Annotated in this window: 15 protein-coding genes and 1 pseudogene; 9 read left to right on the top strand and 7 right to left on the bottom strand. The window is 71.1% G+C overall.

Features of this window, described 5'->3' with window-relative positions; all coding sequences use genetic code 11:
• Nucleotides 1-40: 40 nt before the first annotated feature.
• From ACIBLC_RS12090 to ACIBLC_RS12105, 4 genes are read left to right on the top strand one after another with little or no spacing between them, the layout of a single operon-like run.
• A complete protein-coding gene (locus tag ACIBLC_RS12090) occupies nt 41-796 on the top strand; it encodes a (Fe-S)-binding protein (protein ID WP_399210735.1) in 756 nt (251 codons plus the stop codon).
• Entirely contained in the window at nt 793-2,271 is a 1,479-nt protein-coding gene (locus ACIBLC_RS12095; protein ID WP_399210737.1) for a LutB/LldF family L-lactate oxidation iron-sulfur protein, read from the top strand. The genes ACIBLC_RS12090 and ACIBLC_RS12095 overlap by 4 nt, the downstream gene beginning before the upstream one ends.
• The gene (locus ACIBLC_RS12100) at nt 2,268-2,909 is read left to right on the top strand and encodes a lactate utilization protein C (RefSeq protein WP_399210738.1); all 642 of its coding nucleotides are present in this window, start codon (nt 2,268-2,270) and stop codon (nt 2,907-2,909) included. The genes ACIBLC_RS12095 and ACIBLC_RS12100 overlap by 4 nt, the downstream gene beginning before the upstream one ends.
• Before the next feature lie 22 nt (nt 2,910-2,931).
• Entirely contained in the window at nt 2,932-4,086 is a 1,155-nt protein-coding gene (locus ACIBLC_RS12105) for an ABC transporter ATP-binding protein (RefSeq protein WP_399210739.1), read from the top strand.
• Here the strand turns inward: ACIBLC_RS12105 and ACIBLC_RS12110 are convergent.
• From ACIBLC_RS12110 to ACIBLC_RS12125, 4 genes are all read right to left on the bottom strand, one after another.
• Nucleotides 4,053-5,024 (bottom strand): hypothetical protein, encoded by a 972-nt coding sequence (locus ACIBLC_RS12110; protein ID WP_399210740.1) that lies wholly within the window; start codon nt 5,022-5,024, stop codon nt 4,053-4,055. The two genes, ACIBLC_RS12105 and ACIBLC_RS12110, sit on opposite strands and share 34 nt — an antisense overlap.
• Before the next feature lie 77 nt (nt 5,025-5,101).
• Nucleotides 5,102-6,076: an ABC transporter substrate-binding protein gene (locus ACIBLC_RS12115; protein WP_399210742.1), complete on the bottom strand. Its 975-nt coding sequence runs from the start codon at nt 6,074-6,076 to the stop codon at nt 5,102-5,104.
• Nucleotides 6,073-6,744 carry an ABC transporter permease gene (locus ACIBLC_RS12120; protein WP_399210743.1) on the bottom strand — a complete coding sequence of 224 codons (672 nt, stop codon included), beginning with the start codon at nt 6,742-6,744 and terminating at the stop codon, nt 6,073-6,075. The genes ACIBLC_RS12115 and ACIBLC_RS12120 overlap by 4 nt, the downstream gene beginning before the upstream one ends.
• Nucleotides 6,741-7,421, bottom strand: a complete 681-nt coding sequence (locus ACIBLC_RS12125; RefSeq protein ID WP_399210744.1) for an ABC transporter permease — start codon at nt 7,419-7,421, stop codon at nt 6,741-6,743. Before ACIBLC_RS12125 ends, ACIBLC_RS12120 begins: the two co-directional genes overlap by 4 nt.
• 160 nt (nt 7,422-7,581) lie before the next feature.
• Here ACIBLC_RS12125 and ACIBLC_RS12130 point away from each other — a divergent pair, with 160 nt between their 5' ends.
• Nucleotides 7,582-8,373, top strand: a complete 792-nt coding sequence (locus tag ACIBLC_RS12130) for an ABC transporter ATP-binding protein (protein WP_399210746.1) — start codon at nt 7,582-7,584, stop codon at nt 8,371-8,373.
• Between the two features lie 3 nt (nt 8,374-8,376).
• Nucleotides 8,377-9,685 (top strand): annotated as a pseudogene (locus tag ACIBLC_RS12135) (FtsX-like permease family protein).
• Nucleotides 9,686-9,737: 52 nt separating this feature from the next.
• Here ACIBLC_RS12135 and ACIBLC_RS12140 read toward each other — a convergent pair.
• Both ACIBLC_RS12140 and ACIBLC_RS12145 read right to left on the bottom strand, forming a co-directional pair.
• Nucleotides 9,738-10,535, bottom strand: a complete 798-nt coding sequence (locus ACIBLC_RS12140; RefSeq protein ID WP_399210747.1) for a SigB/SigF/SigG family RNA polymerase sigma factor — start codon at nt 10,533-10,535, stop codon at nt 9,738-9,740.
• A gap of 238 nt (nt 10,536-10,773) precedes the next feature.
• Entirely contained in the window at nt 10,774-11,595 is an 822-nt protein-coding gene (locus ACIBLC_RS12145; RefSeq protein ID WP_399210748.1) for an alpha/beta fold hydrolase, read from the bottom strand.
• Between the two features lie 340 nt (nt 11,596-11,935).
• Here ACIBLC_RS12145 and ACIBLC_RS12150 point away from each other — a divergent pair, with 340 nt between their 5' ends.
• From ACIBLC_RS12150 to ACIBLC_RS12160, 3 genes are all read left to right on the top strand, one after another.
• A complete protein-coding gene (locus ACIBLC_RS12150) occupies nt 11,936-13,618 on the top strand; it encodes an ABC transporter ATP-binding protein (protein ID WP_399210749.1) in 1,683 nt (560 codons plus the stop codon).
• A complete protein-coding gene (locus ACIBLC_RS12155; RefSeq protein ID WP_399210750.1) occupies nt 13,615-15,456 on the top strand; it encodes an ABC transporter ATP-binding protein in 1,842 nt (613 codons plus the stop codon). The genes ACIBLC_RS12150 and ACIBLC_RS12155 overlap by 4 nt, the downstream gene beginning before the upstream one ends.
• Nucleotides 15,457-15,523: 67 nt before the next feature.
• The gene (locus ACIBLC_RS12160) at nt 15,524-16,591 is read left to right on the top strand and encodes an iron-siderophore ABC transporter substrate-binding protein (RefSeq protein ID WP_399210751.1); all 1,068 of its coding nucleotides are present in this window, start codon (nt 15,524-15,526) and stop codon (nt 16,589-16,591) included.
• Nucleotides 16,592-16,666: 75 nt separating this feature from the next.
• Here the strand turns inward: ACIBLC_RS12160 and ACIBLC_RS12165 are convergent, their stop codons facing one another.
• Entirely contained in the window at nt 16,667-16,864 is a 198-nt protein-coding gene (locus tag ACIBLC_RS12165; protein WP_383689041.1) for an MbtH family protein, read from the bottom strand.
• Nucleotides 16,865-16,895 lie beyond the last annotated feature (31 nt).

Raw genomic sequence — 16,895 nt, forward strand, 5'->3', positions numbered from 1 at the left:
TACCCTGCACTCATCCGATGACCGACCCCAAGGAGCCGCGATGCGTGTCGCCCTGTTCCTGACCTGTGTCAACGACACGCTCTATCCGGACACGGGCCGCTCCGTGGTGAAACTGCTGACCAGGCTGGGCGTCGAGGTGGACTTCCCGATGGCGCAGACCTGCTGCGGGCAGGCTCATTACAACACCGGGTACCGCCACGAGGCCGAGCCGATGGCCCGGCATTTCTCCGATGTCTTCGGGGAGTACGAGGCCATCGTGACACCGTCCGGGTCCTGCGGCGCGATGGTGCGGGAGCTGTATCCGCGGATGGGCGAGCGGGCACGTGCCGAGGGGCGCGGGGACACCCTCGCGGCCACGCTCGCGCCGGTCGTGCCGAAGACGTACGAGCTCACCGAGTTCCTCGTGGACGTCCTCGGCGTGACCGACGTCGGCGCGTACTACCCGCACACGGTGACCTATCACCCCACCTGTCACGGGCTGCGCAGTCTCGGTCTCGGCGACCGCCCCTACCGGCTGCTCCAGGCCGTCAAGGGACTTGAGCTCCGGGAGCTGCCCGGGGCCGACGAGTGCTGCGGCTTCGGCGGCACGTTCGCCGTCAAGAACTCCGACGTCTCCGCGGCGATGGGCGCCGACAAGGTGCGCAACGCCGAGTCGACGGGCGCCGACGTGCTGTGCGCCGCCGACAACTCCTGTCTGATGCACCTCGGCGGCACCATGTCCCGCCTCCGCACGGGCATGCGGCCCGTCCACATCGCGGAGATCCTGGCGAGCACGGAAGCGGAGCCGAGCGCATGAGCGGGACCTTCGTCGGCATGCCGGCCTTCCCGGAAGCGGCGCACGAGGCCGTGCACAACCAGACCCTGCGCGGCAACCTGCGCCACGCCACCCACACGATCCGCACCAAGCGCGCCAAGGCGGTCGCGGAGCTCACGGACTGGGCGGAGCTGCGCGAGGCGGGCAAGCAGATCAAGGACCACACCCTTCACCATCTCGACGAATACCTCGTGCAGTTGGAGGAGTCGGTCACGGCGGCGGGCGGCACCGTGCACTGGGCCGCCGACGCCGACGAGGCCAACCGGATCGTCACCGGGCTCGTGAAGGCGACCGGCGAGACGGAGGTCGTCAAGGTCAAGTCGATGGCCACGCAGGAGATCGCGCTCAACGAAGCACTCGAGGCCGAGGGCATCCACGCCTACGAGACCGATCTCGCCGAACTCATCGTGCAGTTGGGCAAGGACCGCCCCTCGCACATCCTGGTCCCCGCCATCCACCGCAACCGCGGCGAGATCCGCGACATCTTCGTCCGTGAGATGGGCGAGTGGGGCCGCCCGGCCCCCGAGGGCCTCACCGACACGCCCGCCGAACTCGCCGAGGCCGCCCGCCTCCACCTCCGCGAGAAGTTCCTCCGCGCCAAGGTCGGCGTCTCCGGCGCCAACTTCATGATCGCCGAAACCGGCACCCTGGTGGTCGTCGAGTCGGAGGGCAACGGCCGGATGTGCCTCACCCTCCCCGAGACGCTGATCTCCGTCGTCGGCATCGAGAAGATCCTCCCCACCTGGCAGGACCTGGAGGTCTTCCTCCAGACCCTCCCCCGCTCCTCCACCGCCGAGCGCATGAACCCGTACACCAGCACCTGGACCGGCACCACCGACGAGGACGGCCCCCAGACCTTCCACCTGGTCCTCCTCGACAACGGCCGCACCGACACGCTCGCCGACGAGGTCGGCCGCCAGGCCCTGCGCTGCATCCGCTGCTCGGCGTGCCTCAACGTCTGTCCGGTGTACGAGCGGGCCGGCGGACACGCCTACGGCTCGGTGTACCCGGGCCCCATCGGCGCCATCCTCAGCCCCCAGCTCCGGGGCACCGCGAGCGAGATCGACGCCTCACTCCCGTACGCCTCCTCGCTGTGCGGCGCCTGCTACGAGGTCTGCCCGGTCGCCATCGACATCCCGGAAGTACTCGTCCACCTGCGCGAGCGGATCGCCCAGGGCGGTACGGCCACCAGCCAGGGCAACAAGGTCGTGCTCAAGCCCGCCAAGGGCCACGCGGCCGAGCGGGCGGCGATGCGGGCGGCACGCTGGACGTTCGCCCGTCCCGGCGCCCTGCGCACCGGCCAGCGGCTCGCCTCGCGCACCCGCCGCTTCCATCCGCGGACAGTGCCGGGCCCCGGCAGGGCGTGGACCGAGAGCCGTGATCTGCCGACGCTGCCCGCCGAACCGTTCCGCGACTGGTGGCAGCGGACGAACGGTGGAAAGGAGACGGCGAAGTGAGCAGCAGGGACCTGATCCTGGGCCGGGTGCGGCGCGCGCTCGCGGACGTACGACAGGACGACACGCCGTACGAGCAGGCCGTTCAGCGGAGCTATCTGCGCGAGCACGGCGCCCGGAGTGTCGCGGAGACGGTGGAACTGCTCGCGGAGAACCTGGCGGACTACCGGGCCGTCGTGCACCGGACGGACGCCGAGGGTCTGCCGACGCTGCTCGGCCGGCTCCTCGCCGAGCGGGGCTCGCGGACCGTGCTGGTGCCGCCGGGGCTGCCGTCCCACTGGCTGAAGGGCGTCGAACAGGTCCCCGACCGTGCGGAGAGCACCGCGCGGGAGCTGGACGGGGTCGACAGCGTGGTCACGGCGTGTGCGGTGGCGATCGCCGAGACCGGCACCCTCGTGCTCGACGGCTCCCCCGACCAGGGCCGTCGCCGCATCACCCTGGTACCCGACCACCACATCTGCGTCGTACGCGTCCCGGACCAGGTGGTCTCCTCGGTCCAGCAGGCTCTGGGGCGCCTCGACCCGACACGCCCGCTGACCTGGATCTCCGGCCCGTCCGCGACGAGCGACATCGAACTCGACCGGGTGGAGGGGGTGCACGGTCCGCGCACCCTCGAGGTGGTGCTGGTGAGCGGGGAGTGACCTGCGCGGTTAGCGTGAGGGAATGATCCGGTTCGAACAGGTCACCAAGCGGTATCCGGACGGGACGACCGCCGTGGACGGCCTCTCCTTCGAGGTCGCCGAGGGCGAACTCGTCACGCTCGTGGGCCCGTCCGGCTGCGGCAAGACGACCACCATGATGATGGTCAACCGCCTGATCGAGCCGACGTCGGGACAGATCTTCGTGAACGGCGAGGACATCGCCACCGTCGACCCGGTACGGCTGCGGCGCCGTATCGGGTACGTCATCCAGCAGGTCGGTCTCTTCCCGCACCGGACGATCCTCGACAACACGGCGACCGTGCCGTCGCTGATCGGCTGGAAGAAGGCCAAGGCGCGGGCACGGGCGGCCGAGCTGCTCGATCTGGTGGGCCTGGACCCGAAGACGTACGGCGCGCGCTATCCGGACCAGCTCTCGGGCGGTCAGCGTCAGCGGGTCGGCGTGGCGCGGGCGCTGGCCGCCGACCCGCCGGTGCTGCTGATGGACGAGCCGTTCGGAGCGGTCGATCCGGTGGTGCGCGAGCAGTTGCAGGACGAGTTCCTCCGCATGCAGCAGGCCGTGCGCAAGACGGTGCTGCTGGTCACGCACGACATCGAGGAAGCGGTGCGGCTCGGCGACCGGATCGCGGTGTACGGGCAGGGGCGCATCGAGCAGTTCGACACGCCGGGGGCGGTCCTCGGCACACCCGCCACGCCGTACGTCGCCGAGTTCGTGGGCGCCGACCGCGGGCTGAAGCGGCTGTCGGTGACGGAGATCGAGCCGAGCGACCTCGAACAGCCGCCGGTCGTCCGGCTCGACGAACCGGCCGAGCGGGCCGCGGCCCGGATGCGCGCGGAGGGCGCGCGCTGGGCCGTGGTGCTGGACGCCGAGGGCGATCTGCACGGCTGGGTCGGCGTCGACGAACTCGGCGCGGGCGGCGCCGTCCGCGATCTCGCCCACCGGATGAACTCGTGGGTGCCGGTGGGCGCCCCACTGAAGCAGGCCTTCGGCGTGATGCTCCAGCACGACGCGGGCTGGGTCGCCGTGCTCGACGAGGCGCGCTTCCTCGGTGTGCTGACGCCGGCGAAGCTGCACGAGGCGCTGCGCCGTTCGGTGGACGCGGACGCGCTCGGCGTGCCGCGGGGTCAGGTGGACTTCGACTCGGTGGCGGACGCCTGAGCGGCGGACCCCTGGCCGGCGGACGCCGCGTGCCGCTCGGTCCGGTTGGAGCGGTCCAGGAGTCCGAAGGCCCAGCGTTCGTTGAAGCCCGCCAGGAAGCCGACGGCACACCAGAATCCCCAGAAGGCGGTGCCCTGCCCGGCGGTGTCTCCCGCGCAGATCTCGACCGTGGTGGCCGGCATGTCGAACAGCTTGATGAACCCGGCGCTGAGCAGGAAGTAGACCGCCAGCGCCAGGATCCAGCCGACGAAGATCCGGTAGACGCCCTCGTGGCGCATGCCGCGGGCGATCTGGCCGGGTGCGACGGTGCCGCGGTCGCCGTTGGTCCTGCGCCGTGAGAGTTCCCCGCCGGTGTTGCGCAGCCGTACGAGGACGCTGAGCACCGCGCCGAACGCGCCGACGCCCCCGCACACGAAGGCGCCCAAAAGACTCCACCGGTCCGTGCAGCCCATCCCGATCCCCACCAGGTCGAGCAAGCCCGCGCCTCCCACCAGCAGGGGCGTGATCAGCAGCACCATGCTGATGAGCGCGCCCAGGGTGAGCCCCACGTTGATGCCGCGGCTGACGGCCAGCGCGCTGTCCTGGTCGATGCGCGCCCGCAGTCCGGAGATCTCCCTGTTGAGATAGTCGCCCAGGTAGCGGTTGGGCTCTTCGCCCATCAGCCGCGGATCACGCAGGACGTTGCTCAGCACGCATCCGATGGTGACGTGCATCGACTGTCTGGTCTGCGACTCGAAAGCCCGCTGTGATTCGCCGTAGAGCAGCTGCAATTGCATCTGATGCCTGGGATGGACGTTCCCGAACCACTCGTAGGCCTTCTCACGGCCGGGCTCGACGAGATTCGCGAGCCCGTCGGCCTTGGTGTCGGTGCGGGCCCCCAGGACCGCCTCACGTAATACCTGCCGCCATGTCCGGCGCATTCCCCCGTTGTCCCCCATGACCCTGGTGTACCGGTACCCGCCCTCGCGGAAAACCCGTTCACCGCACCAGTTCGGTAACTGGCGTCACGGAGGCGTCACTTCAGCAGTTCCTTCTCCTTCAGGTAGGTCCGCGCCACGTCTTCGGGCAGTCGGCGCCAGCTGTCCACCTGCTCGTTCATGGACGCCAGGTCGGCTGTCGTGAGGACGTCGTTGAGCTTGCCGAGCGCCTTGGTGACGCCCTCGCTGCCGGCCCGGGAGCGGTTGACGACGGGCACGATGTAGTCGGCGTTCTGGAGGTGTTTGTCGTCGTCGAGCAGGACGAGCCCGAAGTCGCCCAGCGTCGCGTCCGTGGTGGTGGTCAGCACCATCTGGTCCTGGCCGTTCCGCACGGCCAGTTTGGCCTGTGTGGTGCCGACGCCCTTCGGGTCGACGGCGGTGATGTCGATGCCGTAGGTCTTCTTCAACCCCGGTTCGCAATAGGGCCGTTGTACGCACTCGTCACCCGCCGCGAGCCGCACCTTCAACCCGGATCTCCCCAGGTCGCTGAGTGTCTCGAGGTGATGCTGACGGGCGTACGCCTCGGTGACGGCGAAAGCGTTCTGGTCGACCGCCCGGCCCGCGTCCAGGACGGTGAGGCCGCGGGGCGTGGCCAGTTCGCGCAGGGCGGCCATGGTGGCGTCGAGGTCGGGCGAGCCGACGGGCGGCGCGTCGGTTCCGTTGGCCTTGGCGTTCAGCCAGTCGGCGAAGGTGGCCGCGTATTCGGGGACGACGTCGATCTGGCCCGATTCCAGGGCGGGTTCGTACAGTTCGCGGTTGGCGACGGTGAGCATCGACGTCTTGTAGCCCGCCTGGTTCAGGAGCAGCGCGTACATCTGGGCGAGGAGGTCGCTCTCGGTGAATCCGGCCGACCCGATGGTCAGGTGTTTGCTGTCGCCGGGCGGGGCGGTGACCGAGTCCTGGTTCTCCAGGGAGGGGCCGGTGGCGCAGCCGCTCAGCAGGAGCAGTGCCGGCAGTGCGAGGCGGCGTCGGGCAGGCGCACGTGGTGGCCGCGACGATCGCGTACGTCTCATCGCGATCCCCTCGCCCAGCTCGGTGCCATCCGTTCGGCGATCTCGAAGATCCCCTCGACGATCAGCGCGAACACCGCGACCAGGACGGCACCGGCGACGACCTGAGGCGTGCTCGCCAGGTTGAAGCCGGCGGTGATGATCCGGCCGAGTCCGCCGCCGCCCGCGAGCGCGGCGATGGTGGCGGTCGCGACGAGCTGTACGGCGGCGATCCGGACCCCGTTCATGACCAGCGGGAGCGCGAGGGGCAGTTCCACCCGCCACAGCATCTGGCGCCCGGTCATCCCCATCCCGCGGGCGGCCCGCACCACACTGCGGTCGACCTCGCGCATCCCCACGTACGCGTTGGTGAGCAGGGGCGGTACGGCGAACAGGACGAGGGCGACGACGGTGGGGCCCTCGCCCCAGTTCCCGACGGGGGTGAGAAGCAGCAGCACCAGTACGGCGAAGGTGGGGACGGCGCGGCCGACGTTGGAGATGTTGACGGCGAGCGCGCCGCCCCTGCCGAGGTGGCCGAGGACGAGGGCGACGGGCAGTGCGATGAGGCAGCTGATGACCAGGCAGACGACGGTCAGGACGAGGTGCTGGCCCAGCCGGTGCCAGATGCCGTCGGCGCCCGACCAGTGCGCGGCGTCGGTGAGCCAGTCCCAGGCGTCCGTCAGGGTGTTCATCCGCGGGCCGCCCTCGTCCAGGGAGTGATGAGCCACTGCACGCCCAGGAGCAGCAGATCGGCGACGACCGCGATGATGACGCACAGCACGGACGCGGTGAGCACCTGGGCCTTGAAGTAGGTGTTCATTCCGGCGTAGATGAGGTTGCCGAGCCCGCCGAAGCCGACGATCGCACCGACCGTCACCAGCGACACGGCCGAGACCATGGCGATCCGCAGGCCGGCCATGGCGGCGGGCAGGGCAAGGGGCAGTTCGACGGTGAGCAGGAGCCGGATCGGCCCGTAGCCCATGCCTCGCGCGGCCTGCCGGGTCTCCTCGGGGACGGCCCGCAGGCCCGCGAGGATGTTCCGTACGAGCAGGGTCAGCGAATAGAGGACGAGTCCCGCGACGACGAGCGCCGCCGAGAGGCCGTAGACCGGCAGCAGCAGCGAGAACATGGCCAGCGACGGAATCGTGTAGAGGATCGTCGTCAGGGCGAGGACCGGTCCGGCGGCCCAGCCCCAGCGGCGGGCGAGGACGGCCAGCGGTACGGCGACCACGACGGCGATGAGCACCGCGATCGAGGTCAGCTGGAGGTGCTGGGCCACGGCGTCGAGGAGGATCTGCCGGCGGGTGCTCAGATACTCGCCGCAGATCCACTCGTTGCGCGCGAGGCAGTCGTCCGGGGGCGCGGTCACCGCTCCATTGCACCCGCCCCGTGCGGAGGGCTGCGCGTTCTGGTGACCCGTACGGGTGTCGCTGGGTACACCCCGGTTTACGGGTTCTGCGCCCCATGTGGTCCGGCCCGGCTCTCCGTAGCGTTTTCGGCGAGGCACAGGGCGTGCCGGACGGAGAGTGATGACGATGTTTCGCCGCACCGCACGACGTACGAACGACTCGGGGCCCGCCCCGGAGGCTCTGCGGCTGGTCAAGGTCACCAAGACCTACGGGGCGGAGGAGAACGCCGTGACCGCTCTGGACGGCGTGACGCTCACGCTGGCCCGGGGTACCTTCACCGCGGTCATGGGGCCCTCGGGGTCCGGCAAGTCCACGCTGCTGCAGTGCGCGGCCGGGCTCGACCGGCCGGACTCCGGCATCGTGATGGTGGACGGCCAGGAGATGACGGGCGGCGGGGAGGCCGAGCTGACCAGGTTCCGGCGCAGCCGGATCGGGTTCGTCTTCCAGCAGTACAACCTCTTGCCGACGCTGACCGTGGCCCAGAACACGGTGCTGCCGCTCAAGCTCGCGCGGCGGCCCGTCGACCGTGCGCGGGCCCGGGCGACTCTGACCGCGGTCGGTCTCGGCGACCGGCTGGGCCATCTGCCGGATCAGCTCTCCGGAGGTCAGCGGCAGCGGGTCGCGATCGCCCGCGCGCTGGTCACCGAGCCGCGGATCATCTTCGCGGACGAGCCGACCGGCGCCCTCGACACGCGCAGCGCGCGGGATGTGCTGCGGCTGCTTCAGCAGGCGGTGCGGGTGCACGGCAGGACGGTCGTCATGGTGACGCACGATCCGGTCGCCGCCTCGTACGCGGACTCCGTCGTGTTCCTCGCGGACGGACGGCTGGCCGGCGGGATGCGGGCGCCGACGGCCGATGCCGTGGCCGAGCGTCTGGCGCACCTGGGTGACGACACCATGGTGGGGGTGTGAGCCATGTTCACTCTGGCCCTGCGTTCCGTCCGGAAGCGTCCCGGGCGCTTCGTCTCGACGCTGCTGTCCGCCTTCCTCGGCGCGGCGATCGTGATGACCTTCAACGCGATGCTCGACACGGCGGGTCAGCCGGGCGTCGACTCCGTGAGCTCCGAGTCACTGACCACCTCGGCGAGCGTGGTCGGCGGTTACGGCTCCCTGCTGGTGTTCTTCGCGATCGCCACGACACTGACCGTCAACGTGCGTCAACGCGCCGATGAGATCGAGCTGTTGCGCTGCTCGGGGGCGACTCCGGCGCAGATCAGGAGGATGGTCGTCGGGGAGGCTGTGCTGGTCGCCCTGGTGGGCGCGGTGCTGGCGATCGGCCCCGCGGTGCTCGGCGGGACGGCTCTGCTGGACGTGTTCCACGACAGCGGTCAGGTCTCGCGGTCCGTGGACTACTCCTTCGGTCCCATCGCGCTCATGTCGGGCATCTGGATCACGGTACTGGCGGCAGCGGGTGCGGCGTTCCTCGCGGTGCGGCGGACGACACGTCGGCGTCAACCCCGGCGCGGCCCAAGGAAGTTCTTCGCGTACGCGGCACTGGTCGTCGGCGGCGTCATGGTCTGCGCCACCTTCGGCGTCTCCTCGACCGACGCCGCACTGATGGCACCCGCCGCGTACGGGGCGATCCTCTTGTCCGTCGGGTTCGCGCTGCTCTCCCCGCGGTTGCTGGCGGGGCTGCTCGGCCGGCTCGCGCCGGCAAGCCCGAGCGGCTATCTGGCCGTACGCAACATGCGCCGCCGGGCCGCCGAACTGTCCGGCGTCCTGATGCCGCTGATCCTCTTCACCGGCATGGCGACGGCGACCCTCTACATGCAGGCGGTCGAGAGCGACGCGATCACTGCCTCGGGCGTTCCGAAGTCCGTGGACGCGAAGAACCTGGAAACCCTCAACCTCGTGGTCGTCGGCATCATCGTGGTCTTCTCGTGCGTGATGCTGGTCAACTCCCTTTACGCGGCGACGACTTATCGCGGGCGAGTTCGGCCAGCAGCGGCTGGCCGGTGCGACGCCGGGCCAGGTGCTCGGGATGATCGGCGTGGAGGGTGTGATCGTGACGGTCAGCGGTGTCCTCCTCGGCACCGTGGCGGGGCTCGCCGGGCTCCTCCCCTTCACCACGGTCCGCACGGACGCCGTATGGCCGGACCAGGGCCTCGGCATCTGGCTCACGATCGTCGCGATCGCGACGGCGGTCACGCTGGGGACGAGCCTGTTCACGGCCCGGCGCACTCTGCGGACGCCCGCGGTGGCGGTGGTGGCGACAGCCGCGTGACGACGGCGTTCCGGGCGGCCGGGTGAAATTCGCCCGGCCGCCTTTCGTCGCGTCAGACCGCGCCGGTCCGTACCTGTTCCCGCAGGGCGGTGCAGCAATTGCTGATCAGCCTGGACACGTGCATCTGCGAAATGCCGAGTTCCTGTGCGATGTCGCTCTGCGTCATTCCGCGGAAGAAGCGCAGATAGAGAATCGTCCGGTCGCGTTCGGAGAGCGTGCGCAGCGCGGGTTTCACGGCCTCACGGTCGACGACCAGGTCGAACCCCGCGTCGGACTCGCCGAGGGTGTCGGCGAGTCCGTGTCCGTTCTCGCTGCCGGGCAGTTCGGCGTCCAGCGAGAGGGCGGCGAAGCAGTCGAGTGCCTCGAGGCCGGTGCGTACGTCGTCCTCGCCGAGGTGCGCGTACGCGGCGAGCTCGGCGACGGTGGGCTGCCGGCCGGGGATCGTCTGGGCCAGGTCCCTAAGCGCGGCGCGTACCCGGTTGCGCAGATCCTGGACGCGGCGCGGCACGTGCAGGGTCCACATGTGGTCGCGGAAGTGCCGCTTGATCTCGCCGGTGATGGTCGGCACGGCGTAGCTCTCGAAGGCGTTGCCGAGGGAGGGGTCGTAGCGGTTGACGGCCTTGACAAGCCCGAGGGCCGCGACCTGGTTCAGGTCCTCCACGCACTCACCCCTGCCTCGGTACCGGCTCGCGACTCGGTGGGCCATGGGCAGCCACGACCCGACGATCTCGTCGCGCAGGGCCTGTCGCTCCGGCCCGTCGGGCAGGCCGGCGAGGTGGGCGAAGGCCGCCGCGGTGTCGGGGGCGTCGTCGTGCGGGTGCCGTTTCACGCTGACGGTGGCAACGGGCATGGTGCTCACAACTCCCTCGGGGGGTGCTGAATGGACGGTCACCAGACGTGCCTGTCGTCCGAAGCACTGTCCATCGAATTCCCCGCGCACAACCGCTGAAAACCCATTCACCGAATGCGTGACGCGGAGACATCATTTGATTCTGGAGCGTGACCGGCTCGAATGGAAAAGGGGATCCGTAAATTCGTCGGCAGGAAATCCGGAAAGCTTGGTCGCGAGTTTCCGGATTCTCCGCCGTTCACCGGGTGCCGGGTGATGAGATTCGGGCGGCGAAATCGGCGATGTCGGCGACGACCCGTTCGGGCTGTTCCCAGTGCACGACGTGGCCCGCGCCCTCGTAGACGAGAAGGCTCGCTCCGTGGATGGCGTCCAGGATGGCCTGTTGGTCGCCGCGCGGGAGGAAGGCGTCCCGGTCGCCCCAGATGAGGAGGGTCGGCACCAGGATGCCGGTGAGGGTCGCGGGGAGATCGGCCTCCAGCAGGCCGCGCAGGGTCTCCTGCCAGACGCGGGCCGGCACCTTGACACTCTCGTCGATCATGGTCTCGATGAGCCCCCTGGCGACCCCGCCGGTCACCGCTTCGGCCATGAGGTCCTCGACGAACGGGCGGGGAACGGTGTCGGAGAAGCCCGCCACGGCCTGCTGGATTCCGGCCATCGCGGGCTTGTCGGCGAGCGTGGCGGGGACACCGGTGAGGACCAGTCCCGAGATGCGGTCGGGGTGGCTGCCCGCGACGATACGGGCCTGTACGCCGCCGGAGGAGGATCCGACGAGCAGGGTGCGGCCGATACCGACGTCGTCGAGGAAGGCCACCAGGTCGGCGGCGAAGTCCTCGGGTGCGTAGCCGTCCTCGGGACGGCCGGCGTCGCCGTGACCGCGCTGGGAGAACGCGTAACCGTGCAGGGACGCCGGGAGGCGCCGCAGGAGGGGCTCGAAGGACCACCAGGAGTCGGCGAGCCCGTGCACGAACACCACCGGGGTGCCGTCGGGGTACCCGGCCTCGGCGTAGGGGACGACAAGTCCGTCCCCGACCCGCGCGGACTTCATGGAGATCACGGTCACGGCGGTCTGCCTCCCTCCGCTCGGCCGTCCCGGGTCCCCGAACCGGGCACGGGAGTGAGCGGCGATCACTTCCGACAGTCTGCGATCACTCTCGACAGTACCGACCGGCGGCACACAGCGCCTCCGGCAGCGGCTCGCGGCGGCATACGGCACCCGGGCCAGGTACCCGGCGCCCCGGCGCCCGGCGGGCACGTCCCGCTGCGCGAGGCGGACCGGCGGATCCGCGGGCCGGTCGGACTGGCCACGGTCGGCTCCGGGCTCCCCACGACCTTGACCACCTAGCCCTAACTTAGACTAGCCTTACCTAAATTCATGATGGCTGGTTCCGGAGGGTGGGCCGATGGGGGCTGAGGTGCCGCGCGGGCGGGATGTTCTGGCGAGGGCAGTCCGGGGGCAGCGGCGGGACGTCACTGTCGGAGCCGTGCTGGGGGCCGGTCACCAGCTCGGGGAAGCGCTCGTCCCGGTGCTGATCGGCCTGGTGATCGACCAGGCCGTGGCCAAGGGTGACACCGGCGCCCTGGTGCGCTGGCTCGTCGTACTCGCCGTCGTCTACGTGGGGCTGTCCTTCAGCTTCCGTTTCGGCGCCCGGGCCGGCGAGCGCGCCGCCGAACTCGCCGCGCACGAACTGCGGGTGACGCTGGTGCGACGCGTCCTCGACCCCCGCGGCGGAGCGGAGAACGGGCGACTGCCCGGCGCCCTGTCGAACATCGCCACCGAGGACGCCAAGCGGGTCGGCGCGGTCAACATGGCCGTGATGACTGGCATTTCGGCCTTCGCCGGTCTCGCGGTCAGCGCGGTGGCACTGCTGGTGGTCTCCGTGTCGCTCGGTCTGGTGGTCCTGCTGGGCACGCCCTTGCTGCTCTGGCTCGGACACCTGCTCAGCAAGCCCCTGGAGCGGCGCAGCGAGGCCGAGCAGGAGCGGGCCGCCCACGCTTCCGGAGTCGCGGCCGACCTGGTGGCCGGGCTGCGGGTACTCAAGGGCATCGGCGCCCAGGCCACGGCCGTGGACCGCTATCGGCGCACCAGCCGCGACTCACTGGCGGCCACACTGCGCGCCGCCCGCGCCGAGGCCTGGCAGCGGGGTGTCGTCCTCGCGCTGACGGGGGGCTTCATCGCGCTCGTGGCGTTGGTCGGCGGACGGCTGGCCGTGCGGGGCGACATCACGCTGGGTCAGCTGGTGTCGGCCGTCGGGCTGGCGCTGTTCCTGCTCGGGCCGCTCGAGGTGCTCGCCTGGGTGAACGCCGAGTTCGCCCAGGGCCGGGCCTCGGCCGCGCGGATAGCCGAGGTGCTCGGCACCCCGCCCGACGTCGCTCCCGGCAAGGAGCAGTTGGCGGACCCGGTGCGCGGCACCTTGCGGCTGCGCGGGGTCAGCCTGGGCGAGCTGCGCGAGATGGACCTGACGGTGGCGCCCGGCGAACTGCTCGGGATCGCCACCACCGACCCGGCCGCCGCCGAAGCCCTGTTGCGCTGCCTCGGCCGCACCGAGGACCCCTCCGCGGGCGTCGTCGAGCTCGACGGCGTACCCCTGACGGACCTCGACCCGGCGGAGCTGCGTACGGTCGTACTGGTCGCCGCGCACGACGCCGCCCTCTTCGACGGCACGCTCGGTGACAACATCGGCGCCACCGAGGGCGCCGACGGCGCGATGGCCGCCGCGTCCGCCGACGAGGTCGCCCGCACGATGCCGCTCGGCACCGCCGCCGAGGTCGGTGAAGGCGGCCGCTCGCTGTCCGGCGGCCAGCGCCAGCGCGTCGCCCTCGCCCGCGCCCTCAACGCCCGCCGGCCCGTGCTGGTCGTCCACGACCCGACCACCGCCGTGGACGCGGTCACCGAGGCCCGGATCGCCTCGGGCGTACGGGAGTTCCGGCAGGGCCGCACCACCGTGCTGGTCACCAACAGCCCCGCGCTGCTCGCCGTGACCGACCGGGTCGTCCTCCTCGACGCCGGCCAGGTCACCGCGGACGGACCGCACGCCGAGCTCGTACGCGCTCACGCGGCCTACCGGACGGCGGTACTGGCATGACCCCAGGAGCAGACACCCCAGGAGCCGACGTGCCGGGAGCGGACGCCCCAGGAGCGGACACCACGGGAGCAGACATCACCGCACCGGAAACAGCGGCCCGCGAGCTGCTGCCCACCGCCACACCCGCCCGCACCCGGGCCGCCGTCGGCGAACTGCTGCGCCCGCACCGGACGCTGGCCTGGGCCGGGTTCGGTGTCATGGTGGCGGCCACCGCGGTGGGGCTGCTCACCCAGCCGCTGCTCGGCCACATCGTCAATCTGGTCACCGACCGGAGGGCCGCCGGAGCGCTCACCCTGCCCGTGGTGCTGCTGGTGCTCGTCGCCGTGGCGCAGGGCATCGCGAGCGCGCTCGGCATGTCGTTGGTCTCCCGGCTGGGCGAGACCGTACTGGCAGAGCTGCGCGAGCGGTTCGTGGAGCGGGCCCTGCTGCTGCCGCTCGACCGGCTGGAGAAGGCCGGCTCGGGCGACCTGACCGCCCGGGTCACCCGGGACGTCTCCCGGGTCGCCGAGGCGGTGCGCTCCGCGCTGCCCGAGCTGGCCCGCTCGGGACTGTCCATCGTGCTCACCTTCGCCGCGCTCGCCGTGCTCGACTGGCGCTTCCTGGTCGCCGCGCTGCTCGCGGTGCCCGTGCAGGCACACACGGCCCGCTGGTACGTGGCCAACGCCACCCCCCTGTACGCGAAGGAGCGCGTGGCCACCGGCGTCCAGCAGCAGCAACTGCTCGACACCATCGGCGGGGCGGGCACCGTACGCGCCTACCGGCTGGAGGGCGCGCACACCGAGCGGGTCACGGAGCGCTCCCGCGCGGCCGTCGATCTCACCCTGCGCGGGGTGCAGTTGGTGCTGCGGTTCTACAGCCGGCTGCACCTGGCCGAGTACACCGGTCTCGCCGCCGTCCTGGTGGTCGGGTTCCTGCTCGTACGGAACGGGTCGGCGTCGATCGGCACGGCGACGGCGGCCGCGCTGTACTTCCACAGCCTGTTCGGGCCGGTCAACACCGCGCTGGTGCTGCTCGACGACGCCCAGTCGGCGACCGCCGCGCTGGCCAGGCTGGTCGGCGTGGTGGACGAACCGGCGCCGGAGGCGGCGGAGCGGGAGCCGTCCCGCGGCGTCCCCACCGTCACGCTGACCGGGGTCGGGCACGCCTACCGCCCCGGGCATCCCGTGCTGCACGAGGTGGACCTCGTGCTCCGCCCGAAGGAGAAGGTCGCCCTCGTCGGCGCCAGCGGGGCGGGGAAGACCACCCTCGCCAAGCTCATCGTCGGGATCCACCGCCCCACCGGCGGGCGGATCGACATCGGCGGGGCGGAGCCGAGCGAGTCGGGCCGTTCGGTGGCACTGGTCACCCAGGAGGTGCACGTCTTCGCCGGCCCGCTCGCCGAGGACCTGCGGCTGGCCCGGCCCGACGCCACCGACGAGGAACTCCGCGAGGCCCTGGACCGGGTCGGCGCCCTCGGCTGGGCCGACGCCCTGCCGGAAGGGCTCGGCACCGTCGTGGGCGACGGCGGCCACCGCCTCACCGCCGACCGGGCCCAGCAACTCGCCCTGGCCCGGCTGGTGCTGGCCGATCCCCCGGTCGCCGTACTCGACGAGGCCACCGCCGAAGCGGGCAGCTCCGGCGCCCAGTTGCTGGAGCAGGCCGCCGAGCGGGCTCTCGACGGCCGCACCGCGCTGGTCGTCGCGCACCGGCTCAGCCAGGCCGCGACCGCCGACCGGGTGGTCGTGATGGAGAACGGCCGCGTCGCCGAGAGCGGCACCCACGACGAACTGCGCGCGGCCGGGGGTCCCTACGCCGCCCTGTGGCAGGCCTGGTCGGAGAACCGCAGCACCGAGCCCTGACCCGGGGCACCGCCCGAGCCTGACACCGAAAGACGATCAGATGCGAAACCAACGGAAGGATCCCGCGATGCCCCGCGCCCAGAGAGCCACCCGGTTCACCGGACTGCTCGCGTCCGTACTGTTGATCGTCGGCGCGGCAGCCGCCTGCGGCTCCTCCGACTCCGACGACGACCCGAGTTCCTCCACTGCCGGAAAGAGCTCCGCGAACACCGCCTTCCCGGTGAGCGTCGCGCACAAGTACGGCAGCACGACCATCGAGTCCGAGCCCAAGCGCGTCGTCACGATCGGCCTGACCGACCAGGACGCCGTGCTGGCCCTCGGCACGGTCCCGGTCGGGACGACCGAGTGGCTCGGCGACTACAAGGGCGCCGTCGGCCCCTGGGCACAGGACAAGCTGGGCAGCGCCGCCGCGCCGACCGTACTCAAGGACACCGGCACCGGCCCCCAGGTCGAGAAGATCGCGGGCCTCAAGCCGGACCTCATCCTCGCCGTCTACTCCGCCCTCACGAAGGAGCAGTACGACTCGCTGTCGAAGTTCGCGCCGGTCGTGGCCCAGCCCAAGGAGTACAACGACTACGGCGTTCCGTGGCAGCAGCAGACCGAGATCATAGGCAAGGCCCTCGGCAAGGCGTCCGAGGCGAAGAAGCTCGTCGACGGCGTCGAGGCCGACTTCGCCACCGCCAAGCAGGAGCACCCCGAGTTCGCCAAGGCCACCGCGGTGATGGCCACGCCGTACGAGGGCACGTTCGTCTACGGCAGCCAGGACCCCCGCTCCCGGCTGCTGACCGACCTCGGCTTCAGCCTGCCGGACGGACTGGACAAGCTGATCGGCGACACCTTCGGTGCCAACATCAGCAAGGAGCGCACCGATCTGCTCGACCAGGACGTCGCCGTGTGGATCGTCCCGGACACCACCTCGGCCGTCACCAAGCTGCACGAGGACAAGCTCTACGGCGACCTCGGCGTCGTGAAGCAGGGCCGCGAGGTCTTCATCCCGGAGACCGACGACTACGGCAACGCGGTGTCCCTGTCGACCGTGCTCAGCATTCCCTACGTTCTCGAGCGTCTGGTGCCGCAGCTCACGGCGGCGGTGGACGGCAAGCCCGCCACGAAGGTGGAGCAGCCCGCGTCCTGACCCGGAACCGCCCCGGACATGCGAGAGGGAGACGGCCCGTGGGCCGTCTCCCTCTCGCACGTCGTGCGCCGCTCGCTACTCCACGAGGCTCTTGGGGCGCATGTCCGTCCAGTTGGCCTCGATGTGGTCCAGGCACTCCTGGCGGCCGGCGGGCCCGTGCGCGACCGTCCAGCCGGCCGGCACGTCCACGAAGTCGGGCCACAGGCTGTACTGGCCCTCGTCGTTGACCAGGACCGAGTAGACGCCCTCGGGGTTCTCGAACGGGTTGCTCATCTGCTTCTCTCTTCCTCTCGGATTCTTGGTC

Source organism: Streptomyces sp. NPDC050535, assembly GCF_044457665.1.
GTDB lineage: Bacteria > Actinomycetota > Actinomycetes > Streptomycetales > Streptomycetaceae > Streptomyces.